This window comes from Phormidium sp. FACHB-1136 (assembly GCF_014697375.1).
Lineage (GTDB): Bacteria > Cyanobacteriota > Cyanobacteriia > Phormidesmidales > Phormidesmidaceae > Nodosilinea.
This window is the reverse complement of record NZ_JACJRS010000004.1, coordinates 97,707-109,273: the sequence shown is the minus strand read 5'-3', so window position 1 is coordinate 109,273 and position 11,567 is coordinate 97,707. Positions and strand designations below refer to the sequence as shown.

At 54.2% G+C, this 11,567-nt stretch carries 8 protein-coding genes; 3 read left to right on the top strand and 5 right to left on the bottom strand.

Going from position 1 to position 11,567, the window contains the following annotated elements; genetic code table 11:
- Nucleotides 1–340: 340 nt before the first annotated feature.
- Nucleotides 341–1,279 carry a LysR family transcriptional regulator gene (locus H6G62_RS02630; protein ID WP_190492560.1) on the top strand — a complete coding sequence of 313 codons (939 nt, stop codon included), beginning with the start codon at nucleotides 341–343 and terminating at the stop codon, nucleotides 1,277–1,279.
- 259 nt (nucleotides 1,280–1,538) lie between these two features.
- Here the strand turns inward: H6G62_RS02630 and H6G62_RS02625 are convergent, their stop codons facing one another.
- A complete protein-coding gene (locus H6G62_RS02625; protein WP_190492559.1) occupies nucleotides 1,539–2,123 on the bottom strand; it encodes a DUF308 domain-containing protein in 585 nt (194 codons plus the stop codon).
- 651 nt (nucleotides 2,124–2,774) lie between these two features.
- On the opposite strand from H6G62_RS02625, the gene H6G62_RS28510 reads away from it, so the two are divergent.
- On the top strand, nucleotides 2,775–4,151 hold the full coding sequence (locus H6G62_RS28510; RefSeq protein WP_190492558.1) for an adenylate/guanylate cyclase domain-containing protein: 1,377 nt from the start codon (nucleotides 2,775–2,777) through the stop codon (nucleotides 4,149–4,151).
- Between the two features lie 155 nt (nucleotides 4,152–4,306).
- On the opposite strand, the gene H6G62_RS02615 is transcribed toward H6G62_RS28510, so the two are convergent.
- On the bottom strand, nucleotides 4,307–6,415 hold the full coding sequence (locus H6G62_RS02615; protein ID WP_190492557.1) for a TIGR00300 family protein: 2,109 nt from the start codon (nucleotides 6,413–6,415) through the stop codon (nucleotides 4,307–4,309).
- A gap of 454 nt (nucleotides 6,416–6,869) precedes the next feature.
- Here H6G62_RS02615 and H6G62_RS02610 point away from each other — a divergent pair, with 454 nt between their 5' ends.
- Nucleotides 6,870–7,775, top strand: a complete 906-nt coding sequence (locus H6G62_RS02610) for a restriction endonuclease (protein WP_190492556.1) — start codon at nucleotides 6,870–6,872, stop codon at nucleotides 7,773–7,775.
- A 123-nt stretch (nucleotides 7,776–7,898) separates the two neighbouring features.
- Here H6G62_RS02610 and H6G62_RS02605 read toward each other — a convergent pair whose 3' ends face one another.
- The 3 genes from H6G62_RS02605 to H6G62_RS02595 form a co-directional block, all read right to left on the bottom strand.
- Entirely contained in the window at nucleotides 7,899–9,191 is a 1,293-nt protein-coding gene (locus tag H6G62_RS02605) for a glutamyl-tRNA reductase (protein ID WP_190492555.1), read from the bottom strand.
- 407 nt (nucleotides 9,192–9,598) lie between these two features.
- Nucleotides 9,599–10,636, bottom strand: a complete 1,038-nt coding sequence (glpX, locus tag H6G62_RS02600; protein ID WP_190492554.1) for a class II fructose-bisphosphatase — start codon at nucleotides 10,634–10,636, stop codon at nucleotides 9,599–9,601.
- Nucleotides 10,637–10,865: 229 nt separating this feature from the next.
- Nucleotides 10,866–11,546, bottom strand: a complete 681-nt coding sequence (locus H6G62_RS02595) for a DUF3592 domain-containing protein (protein ID WP_190492553.1) — start codon at nucleotides 11,544–11,546, stop codon at nucleotides 10,866–10,868.
- Nucleotides 11,547–11,567: the final 21 nt, after the last annotated feature.

The window sequence follows — 11,567 nt, the reverse complement described above, 5'->3', positions numbered from 1 at the left end:
ATGCTGTTGAGGCTATCCATCGGTGCACCGTGTTTTACTTGCACCTGCACTCTATGCGGTGGATAGCTTTTTTCCAACCCAACCCCAAAAAACTGTCCGGAGTGTTGCATAGAATCGATTATGGCCTTCGACGCAAAACCACGCTATGACCTAGACGTATACAGGCTATGCACTTTAGTTGTCGCTAGTTGTCGCTAGTTGTCGCTGAAATTAGGGAGTCGGTTGAGATAAATTCGGTTGGCGCACCTGCTCAACCTGTTTCGCCCAGCACTGCCGTCCCTTACCACCGTCGCCTACAATCGAGAAAGATGGCCCAGAAGTTTGAGAGGTTAATGCCGCCATGGACTCAGAATCCATTAAGCTATCGCAGCTAGAGGTTTTCGTGGCCGTTGCCGAATGTGGTAGCTTCAGTGCCGCTGCCCTTGAGCTTCAGGTGTCCCAAGCCGCCGCCAGTCGTTCCCTAGCTCTCCTTGAAAAACAGCTTGGATTGGCCTTGGTACAACGCACTTCTGCGGGCACCAGCCTCACCGCTTCGGGCGAACAATTGCTCCCCCTAGCCCAGGAGATTTTGGAAAAAACAAAATTAATTCACACCACGGCCCATCAAATTAATCGGCTGCAAACAGGCACCGTTCGTATCGCCACCTTTCGCTCCGTAGCTACGCATTTATTGCCCCTAGCGATTAAGCAATTTAATCAAGCTTTTCCAGAGATCAAAGTACTGGTTCAAGAAGCTCCCTATACTGAAGCTATTGAGAACAGTTTGCGCCAAGGAACAGCGGATATTGGTATTATGCCTCTGCCCGTTGCCGAAGATATTCAGACCTGGAATTTACTCCAGGATGAGTATTTAGTTTTGCTGTCAGAGGATCTACAGCTACCTTCCGTTTTGAGTTGGGATGATTTAGCCCCCTATCCCTTAATTGTTCCCGCCGCAAAGAGCCCCTGCCGCAAAGCCCTAGAGGACTACTTTGCACGGGTCAACTGTCCCTTAGTGCCCACCCACGAGATTTCAGAAGACAGCACAGCGGTTAATATGGTGCGCCACGGTATCGGTTTTACCATCATGGCCCGGTTAGCCGCCCAGCCCATTCCTGCCTCCATTCAAATTCGGAAACTGCCCGTTCCCATGTCCCGCACCATTGCCGTGGGCATGGCAGAAAGCATCATGCATTCTCCCCCAGTTTTTGCCTGCTTAGAGTCCATTAAAGCCAGCCTTACCCGACCAGAACCCAGCCTCAGCAAGCGCCATATTGAGGCGCTGAGTCGGCAGAATTAAGGGGCTAGGCTGGTTGACTGACCAAAGATTCTGCACCAGGCGAGGAAACCTCGCCCCTACATTATTCAAACGCTGTAGGGGTCAGGTTTCCTGAACCTTTGATGAATTTGGATTCTAGCAAATTTCGTCCGTCAATTAGATGTTGGCCTCCGGTATTTACGGGTAAAGAAACCTCGCCCCTACCGTTGGCTGAGGTGGAGATCGGATTTTCTAACTCGAATTTGCTATGAACTGTAGCTAAACAATCTACAGACGTTCGCTAGGTCGTTGAACTATCGCCATCAACCACATCGCCCATGACTTTACGAGCCGCAAGGGCCGCCGCCAGCAGAGAAATGCCGCTAAACAAAATACTGATACCCACATAAAGCCCAATGAACCACAGCGCGGTAGAGGGCCAGCCGTTGATGACTAAGATTCCCAGAATCAGGGTAATAATGCCGTTAAGCACCACCAACCAAGACATGGATTTTCCCACTCGATTGGTGAATCCCATGACGATAGTGGTGATGCCCTCGGCGATGAACAAAATGCCAAAACTTAGGGTAAGTAGGGCAACGCTTTTCAGGGTATTAAAGATGATGAATAGCCCTGCTATGCTGTAGAAAATACCGACAATGAGCGTCATCCAAAATCCCCGCACGGGCTGGGCACGGAAAGACTGAACAATCATAGCGATGCCAGTGAAGAGGGCGATCCATCCCAGCATCACCACGAAGAAGGCCGAGGCAAAGAGGGGGGAAAAAATAGCCAGTGCCCCTAGCAGAATCAACAGGATACTCAGGGCAATGACCCAGTTGGTCGCTTTTTTAACTTCCATCGGTGGCAGTAAGTTGGTAGTCATGGTGACATCCTTTTGCTTAAGAAAAATTAAAGATCAGTGAATTAGCGAAGATTCGAGTTGCGTATTAGATTAAACCGCATCATCGCCATGTTTGGATCATCCAGGATGTCTGTCCCCGCTTGACCAACGAAACGATGACTGACAAAACTCATCGACGGGCCGTATGTGGAACGGAGCCAGAGCCTCGAATTGGGAACCCAGGTAAAGCCTGAGGGCTTCTCACCCATCCCCTCACCGGGCCGGATGGGCGGTTGCTGTCACAGGCTCCCACCCGTTCCGGGACTGCCTTTGCCAAGTTTGTCACAGGAAAGGGTGATAAGCGTCATATTAGATTGTGTCCAACATTAAGGCCAATCTTCTCAGGACGTCGCATAGTATCAACACCAGCCTTTATTTGCCAGATTTCCCTCCAGTAAGTATCATTCCCTCTCCTTACCCCTAACCAGTAGAACTATGGCCATGGAAAAGCGCTCTAGTTTGTCCAATTTTGTGAATAATTCAAATATTTGGCCCCTTGATGTCCAGAATCGAGTACAAAAAATTCTCCAGGACAAACCTGGACTCCTTCCAGTTACTGGGCAAGTGGGCACAGGCAAAAGTACGATATTGATGATGGTGGCTTATCTTTTGTTTCAAGCTGGACATACCATCGTGTTTTCTAGTGAGGAAGAGAACTGGAGCCAGAGGTGCCAGTTTGACCTGCCCAAGGACTGGTTGATACAGACGATTTTGCCCATCAATCAAGCTTGGATAGCGGCACTTCAGCCCTATTTGGAAAATCCTAATGTGGTGATTGTGATTGATCAATTAAGCTCGGCTAATGCTGAGGCTGTTTTCACCGCTACCCAGGCTGGACGATGGGTGATTATTGGGCTAGATACCCCCTTTGTTGGGCTAGACGTTCTCTATACTCTTCAAACTTGGGGACTAAAAACCCAAGCCATCTTGAATCACGTAGCAGGGATTATTTCCTTAACTTTATTGCCCCGTCTCTGTAGTCAATGTGGACAGTTGACCTTGGCTAGTTTGGAGGAAACCCGACTGATTTATCCCGGCAGTTATGAACCGCAGCCCCTTTGGCAGGAGGTGGGATGTCCAGCTTGCCACCACCGGGGTATTGGGGATAATCCCAGCTATGGTCGCTGTGCTGCCTTTGAGGTGCTTCAGAATATTCCCACAATCAAGCCTGAAATTGAAACTTATTTAGACCAAGGGGATGTGCCACATCATCTACCACAGGACTCTCACTTAACGATGCGGGAGAGCGCACAAAACTTGGTTCAACAGGGGTGGGTGGGCATTCAAACCTATCGCCAACAGATTGGACATAATCCTCTGCTCAGGCTGCATAATCTGTGGGAGCAAGAAACGGCTAGAGCTACCTTAATTCAGGACTTGTTCGGTCGATTTGTGACTCAGCAATTAGTAGAAAAACTGATCGATCAGCCAAACTTTAATGCCATTATTGAAGGTGAACGACGACGAATTACTTGCCTCTTCTGTGATGTGCGAGGATTCACCACATGGTCGGAAATAAACTCCCCTGCGGATGTCTTTATGATGCTAAATCGCTACTTCCGGGACATTATTGACATCGTGTTTCGCTATGAGGGTACTATCGATAAATTCATTGGCGATTCGGTCATGGTTGTATTTGGAGCTCCGCTGGCTCAGGTGGATCAAGAATTGCGAGCGGCCCAGTGTGCCATTGCCATTCAGCAAAAGGTGGCGGGTCTCAACCAGAACAACCTTCAACAGCCCATTCAAGTGGGTATTGGCATTAACTCTGGGGAGGTGATCGCGGGGTGTTTAGGTAGCCATCGTCGAATGGACTACACTGTAATTGGGGATGTGGTCAATACGGCAGCTCGGCTAGAAAGTGCAGCTCAGCCTGGGCAAATCCTCCTTGGCCCAGAGACCTACCGTGTGATTCACGATCAGGTTTCCTGCCGCGCCATCGGGTCTTTAAAACTGAAGGGTAAAGCCCAAGCCATTGAGGCTGTTGAGGTACTCTATTCCCTAAATTGATAGGTGTTGCCCTGCTGCTGCGTGCCTAGGGCAAATTGAGTACATCTATAGAAAACCCATACAAATAACCGCCACTATCCCCCTAGTAATGCCTAACAAGTTAGGCCCAGGGAGAATTAGCAGCGGTTTTCAGCTAGATGCGCTTAGGTGCGGTGTTACGCCACCACGTGGGGCTGGGTCAGGCGATCCAGTTGCTTCACCAGTAGACTGAGGAACAGACCCACATCGGTAACCACCCCGGTGGATTCTAGGGAACCCCGGTCGGCCAGTTTGGTGACCACGGCGGGATTGATGTCTACGCAGACCATCTTGACGCCAGCGGGGGTCATATTACCGACGCCGATGGAGTGGAGCATGGTGGAGAACATCAGAATCATGTCGCAGCCTTCGATGAGGCGGGCGTAGTCGGCCTGGGCTTCGATTAAGTCCATTTTGGTGTCGGGCAGGGGGCCGTCATCGCGGATGGAGCCCGCCAGGGAGAAGGGAACACCGTGCTTGACGCATTCGTAGAACACGCCCTTGGTGAGGACTCCCTGCTCCACGGCGTTGGCAATGCTGCCGCAGCGGCGGATGCTGTTGATTGCCCGCAGGTGGTGACGGTGCCCCCCCCGCACCGATGTTCCCTGTTTCATATCGACACCGAGGGAGGTACCCAGCATGGCTTGCTCAATGTCGTGGACGGCGATGGCGTTGCCACCGAGGAGACCCTGGATGTAGCCTTCGCGGATGAGGCGAGACAGGTGTTCGCCGCCGCCCGTATGAATCACCACAGGCCCAGCAACAACGACGGCCTTACCGCCCTGATCCCGCAGGCGGCGCAGTTCCCAGGCCACCTGTTCTACGATCAGTTCCACACGGCGTTCGCTGGAGACACCGGAACCCATAAAGCTGAATTCCTCCTGCTGGTGGGCGGTGCGGCTGCGGTCGGCAGCACTGCGTACACTGCGAATGCCGTCGTAGCCGACGATCACCTGGTCGTCCACTTCCAAATCCCGCAGCAGCTTACACACAGCGCTGGGTTCGGGCACGCAGTGAACCACAATCACCCCATCCATGCGCTGGTTCTGCACCCGCACCCACTGGCCGCAGATACGGACTTCGGTGGGATAGATGGTGGAGCTATAGAAATCGTCGGGGGCGACTCCGGCCTGGGTGATGGCCACTAGGCGAGCGTCGGTTTCTTCTTCTGGTGGAGCCACGGCACCGAGGTCGATGAGCTGGGCCATGATCTCGTCCATCACCTCCTGGCTGGGGGCGGAGACGCGAATATCCGCCGTGGAGGTGCTTTGGCGCTGGGTGCCCAGGTCAAACTTCAGCACTTGGAAGCTGCCACCCCCTTCCACCACCAAATCCAGCGCCCGGTTCACCAGGCCAGAATCCAGCAGATGTCCGGTCATGGTAACGGTGCGGGAGATGATGCCGCTTTCCCCGGTGGGTTCCGGGTGGACGGGTTCGTTGACGCGCAGGGTGAGGCATTTGGCCGCACCGCCCGCTTTCAGGAACTCGGTGAGGGGCGTTTCCACCACCTCAAAGCCCACCGCCGCCAGTTGGGCCTTCAGGTCGTCGCTGGCCTGGTTCATGATCACCGTCTGGCCAATGTTGACGGCGTTGCAGGCAAATGTCACGGCGTCGGGTTCATCAATGGCGATGCGCTTTTCGGCGGGCACCCGCATTTCAATCAGACGGTTGGAGTAGGAATCGAAGGCGGGGGGATAGTACAGCAAATACCCGCCCGTGAGGGGACAGAAGCAGGTATCCAAATGGTAGAAGCGCTCATCCATCAGGTGTAGCGACAGGACTTCAATCCCCAGCCATTCTGCCACTAGAGCATGGGAATCGAGCTCGGTACGGAAGCCGTAGCCCGCCCACAGCCAGCGTCCTTCCCGATCTAGCAGGGCATCACCAGCGCCTTCAAAGGGTAGGTCGGGGGGAAGAACGTGGACGGTGTGACCCTGGGCCTCGAACCACTCCTTAAAGAACGGCTCCTCGCCCTGGCGTTCGGGGTGAAGGAAGCGGCTCAGCACCACCTGATCGCCCAAAATCAACCCGGCATTGGCGGTGAACACCATATCCGGCCAGCCCGGTTGCGGTTTCACCAAATCCACATTGGCCCGCTCGGAAATTTTTTGGTACAGACCATGCCACTGCTCCTGGGCGCGTTCTAGGGAGGACTTGTGAACGTTGCCCTCCATCCAGGGGTTAATTACATAGTCCACTTCGTAAAACTGAGGCGAACACATCAGAAAGCGCAAATCAGAAGTCATAGGGGTGATGCTGAACTAGAACGGGGAACAGACGGCTACGGATCTTCACGGGCCAAGGACGCAGCCACCGCCAATACCGAAAACCGAAGGGTATTCAGATGACCCAAAGCAAAGGCCAACATTATATTTTAGACCCCTGTTTTGACAGTGCAAGGCCGATATTGGCAATCTCTAAAGCCCATGCTCCGCTCTGCTGCCTGTCAAGAATCCCCAAATCCACCTAGGTATAAGCCCCCAGACACGACCTGCCCCTGCCCCAGATCGTCACCCTGCCCACCTTCCCTTGTCACTATTTCCTGACTTACCCCCCCGCCACCGCCATGGTAGGTTCCGGGTAGAGATGGGTACCCTAATGGATAATGCACCCCGTTCGGCGTGAAGTCTAGCGTCTTACCCCAGGTAAACCGCCACAGCTAGCCTTGGATGCAGATAGACACTTCAAGACCTTGTGACCGTGGCTATCCCCGATTTTCAAACGATTATGCTGCCCCTGATGCAAATGGCCTCCGATGGGCAAGAGTATTCCCTGCGCGAGGCGATTGAGCAACTGTCGCATCACTTCCATTTGAGCGATCAGGAACGCCAAGAAATGTTGCCGAGCGGTCGTCAGGCCACCTTTGACAACCGTGTGGGATGGGCGAAGACACATCTGAAGAAAGCGGGTCTTCTGCAAACCACTCGACGGGGATATTTCCAAATTACCCCCAGAGGTCAAACTGTTCTTGATAGCAAGACTGACAAAATTGATGGAAAGCTCTTAGAGCAATTTCCTGAATACATTGCCTTTAGGACGCTGAACCGGGATCAGGTTAGCCCTAACGTTGTAGATTCCGCCAGCCAAGAAAAGACCCCAGAGGAAAACCTAGAGCTTATTGTGCAAGGGCTCACCCAGGACTTGGCATCAGAGCTTTTGGAGAATATTAAAGTCTGTTCTCCCAGTTTTTTTGAAACCCTGGTGGTGGATGTTCTGGTGAAAATGGGATACGGCGGTACCCGCAAAGATGCCAGTAAAATTGTAGGCCGCAGTGGCGATGGTGGTATTGACGGTACCATTAACGAAGATCGCCTAGGACTGGATATTATTTACGTGCAAGCTAAACGCTGGGAAAATCCGGTGGGGCGGCCTGAAGCACAGAAGTTTGCTGGGGCGTTGCAAGGCTTCCGGGCCAAGAAAGGTATCTTTATCACCGCCTCCAGCTTTACCGCTGAAGCCAGGGATTTTGTCTCTCGCATCGAAAGTAAAATTATCCTGATCGATGGCCAAGCCTTAGCCCAATATATGATTGAGTTCGGCGTAGGCGTCAGCACCAAGGAAATCTACGAAATCAAGAAGATTGATCTGGATTACTTCACGGAGTAACCCTCAAACTCAAGGGCTGACGATGGGTAAGTCCTGTAGGCTGAGCAGAACGTAATCTAACCCTATTGAAACAGGTTGGGGTTGGCTCTCGCATCCCCCAACCTACAGGATTTAGGGTTTGGGCTAGCTGTACTTTTGGTTCGAGGTGGGCTCTAGGTCAAACAGCACATGGAGAGTTTGCATGGCGCGTTTGCGGGCTTCGATATCTCGCTGGGCGCGAAGTTGCACCATGGGGTCGTGGAGAATTTTGTTGACGATGCCACGGGTGAGGGCTTCGATCACTTCTTGGTGTTTTTCAGCGAATTCGCTGCCTAGGCGGGAGAGGGCTTTTTCGAGTTCCTGCTCGCGGATGGTTTCCACCTTGTTGCGGAGGCTGCTGATGGTGCCCACGGTATCCAGGGAACGCCACCAGTCCATGAAACTCTCCACCTCTTCGTCGAGTAAGACTTGGGCCTCCATGGCCATGCGGCGGCGGCTGGCCTGGTTTTGGGCCACCACAGCCTTCAGGTCATCCACATTAAAGGCGTGGACGTTGGGCAGTTCGTTAACGTTGGCGTGGACGTTAAGGGGCACCGAAATGTCGAATAGCATCAGGGTGCGGTTGCTGTCCAAAATCGGCTCCAGGTTTTCCCGGTGCAGAATCGGTTCGGTAGCGGAGGTACAGGTAAACACCACATCTGACGCCTGCACGGTCTCTAGCATGGCCTCTAGGGTGCCAGTACGCAGGTTAGCGTCTGGGAACTGCTTGGCCAGTTCGTTGGCGCGGTTGATGGTGCGGTTGAGGATGGTGATCGGGCAGGAGTCCTTGGCATTGAGGTGCTGCACCAGCAGGCGGGCCATTTTGCCAGCACCGAGGATGCTGATGTTGCAACCATCGAGGTTGGGCACCTTGAGCTTAGCCAGTTCCACCGCCGCCGAGCTGATGGATACGGCCCCGGTGCCAATGCTAGTTTCGCTGCGCACCCGCTTTCCGGCGGTGAGGGACTGCTTCAGCAGCCGATCCAGCACCCGGCCAATGCTCTTGTGCTGTTGGGCCAGTTGGTGGGCGTGCTTCACCTGGGCCAGAATTTGCCCCTCGCCGAGGACGAGGCTATCCAGCCCCGCCGCCACCCGCATCAGGTGGTTGATGGCATCTTGGTGCAGCAGAATGAACAGGTGTTGGCGCAGTTCCGGCAGGGGCAGGCCGCTGTGTTCGGAGAGAAACTGGGTTACTTCCCGGATGCCCTGTTCGGTCTCTTCGGTAACGATGTGAATCTCTAGGCGGTTGCAGGTACTGAGGATAGAGACTTCGTCAATGTGGGGACAGTGGGTGAGATGGGCAATCGCGTCTCCCGTCTGAGCCGTGGGAATGCTAAGTTTTTCTCGAATTTGAACGGGTGCGGTTTTGTGGCTCAGACCAATTACGGCGATATTCATTCTTCCTCCACGCGTTTAGTGATTCACCTTATTTTATGGTGGCCTTTGATGGTCACCCTAGACTCCGTCACGACTCTCCAAGGGGGGTAGGGCGAGAAACGAGCCAGGGCAAACAGGCCCACAAAAGCCAATATGTTTGAACTTAGAGATAAATCGGCGCTGACTCAAGGAAACTCAACAAAAGTCCATCAAAAAATGTAAAGGCCGAAAAAAAGAGATGCGGCAAGCCACATCTCTAGGAAGAAGAGCATGAAGCTGTCTCCAGCCTCACGCTTTTCTGGTTATTGGTTTTGCCCTTAGAAGGGTCAGGAGACCTGCCCCCTACGTTTTCCTAGCGCCGTAGGGGCGCGGTTGTCGCACCCGTGGGTTAGGAGACCTGACCCCTACGGGATCTTTAGACCAATAACCTAGCGGATTTGCAGGGTCTTGGGAGCCTCGAACATGTGGATGGTGTCCACAAAACGGGCGGTCTTGGACTGGCTGGAGATAATCAGGGACTGAGTCCGGGCACCGCCATGGAAGAAGCGGACGCCGTTCATCAGCTCGCCAGCGGTGATCCCCGTGGCGGCAAACAGCACGGTTTCGCCAGAGGCCAGTTCGTGAGCGTCGTAGACTTTGTCGATGTCGGTGATGCCCATTTCGTTGAGGCGGGCGATGTTAGCTTCCTTGCTTTCGCCAATCAGCCCGGTCTTCACGACTTCAGGGTCGTAGATCAGTTGGCCCTGGAAGTGACCCCCCAGGCAGCGCATGGCGGCAGCGCTAATCACCCCTTCGGGAGCAGCACCGATGCCCATCAGAGCGTGGGTGTTGGTACCAGAGAAGGCGCAGGAAATGGCCGCACCCACGTCACCGTCGGCGATCAGCTTGACGCGAGCGCCCGCATCGCGGATTTCCTTAATCAGCTCGTTGTGGCGATCCCGCTTCATCACCACCACCACCAGTTCGTCGATGGCCCGATCTAGGCACTCGGCCAGGATTTTCAGGTTTTCGGTGGCAGACTTGTTGATGTCCACATGGCCCTTGGCCTGGGGGGGAGCGGCCAGCTTCTTCATGTAGAAGTCGGGGGCTGCGAACAGACCACCCTTCTCGGAGATGGCCAGCACCGCCATGGAGCCATTCTGACCGTAGGCCACCAGGTTGGTGCCTTCACAGGGGTCAACGGCGATGTCAATTTCCACCAGTTCGTCGGGGTTGCAGTAGGCTTTGGCATCGGGCTGGGTGCAAATCCCCACTTCTTCACCGATGTAGAGCATGGGGGCATCGTCCCGTTCACCCTCACCAATCACGATGCGACCGCGCATGTGAATCTTGTTCATGCGCTCCCGCATGGCTTCCACGGCCACTTGGTCAGCGATGTTCTTTTCGCCTTTGCCCATCCAACGGGCCGAGGCGACCGCCGCCTGTTCGACCACCTCAATAATCTCAAGACCGAGGGTACTTTCCACGGGATTAATCCTCCAAGTGCCTATATCTAGTAGGTTTTCGCGTTCCCTATCTCAGTTTCTCAGTCTATCAGACGGTGGGATCAAGGCATAGGTGGTGGCTAGATTGGCAGCAATTCTCAGTATGACTAGGCTGGTGAATAAAATACCGCTCAGGCTGAGCCTGTCGAAGCCTTTTCACCCTTCGACAGGCTCAGGGCGAACGGCCAATTTGCCAAAATGAGAATTGCTGCTAGATTGGCCCCAGCACTAGCACCACAATGCCAACGGCAACCGTCCAGCCGATTAGGGTAAAACTGGCCGTCAGCAGAAAGGGGAAACGAGCCTGGGCCGATTGGGCGGCCTCCAGCTCTGACCAGGCGGGGAGCCAGGGCCAGTAGTAGATGGTGATGGTATCGTCTTCGGTGGTGCGGTCGAAGTAGCTTTTTTTCACCCCAGATTGCCCATCGTAGGGGGCGGGCCGCTGGGGCAAGGTGTAGCGATACCGCAGAAAATAGTCGGTGTGGGTGATGCCCGTATCCGAGTCGTAGCGGAGGGCGGTGCGTTTTTCCGTCACCGTGGCTGGGGTGGCCTGCCCCCATTGGCTAATGGCGGCTTCTTGCAGAAAGGGAATCAGCAAAAAGCCATAGATCACGTAGACAAGGCCAATGAAAACCAGAACCAGCGAATTGAGCCGAGAGAAGAGGCTCTTTCGACGGACAAACCACCACTCCAGGCCAAAACAGGCTATCCACAGCACAAGCCCCAGGGCCGACAACCCCAGCAGTAGCCCCAGGGAGGTTGGGGCTACTGCTGGGGTCGAATCTCCCACGATGGGCAACGCCATGCGCCGCGCCAAAAGGCCGATCCCCACCGTGCCCCCCAGGGCCAGGACACCCTTTAGGGCTATCCAACGATGGGCATGATCATCCATGGGCGGAGGGCGTTGAGAAGG

What these genes read in the sequence shown, in the direction of transcription:
- H6G62_RS02630 (WP_190492560.1), top strand. Translation starts at nt 341, where the DNA reads ATGGACTCAGAATCCATTAAGCTATCGCAGCTAGAGGTTTTCGTGGCC.
- H6G62_RS02625 (WP_190492559.1), bottom strand. Translation starts at nt 2,123, where the DNA reads ATGACTACCAACTTACTGCCACCGATGGAAGTTAAAAAAGCGACCAAC.
- H6G62_RS02615 (WP_190492557.1), bottom strand. Translation starts at nt 6,415, where the DNA reads ATGACTTCTGATTTGCGCTTTCTGATGTGTTCGCCTCAGTTTTACGAA.
- H6G62_RS02605 (WP_190492555.1), bottom strand. Translation starts at nt 9,191, where the DNA reads ATGAATATCGCCGTAATTGGTCTGAGCCACAAAACCGCACCCGTTCAA.
- H6G62_RS02595 (WP_190492553.1), bottom strand. Translation starts at nt 11,546, where the DNA reads ATGGATGATCATGCCCATCGTTGGATAGCCCTAAAGGGTGTCCTGGCC.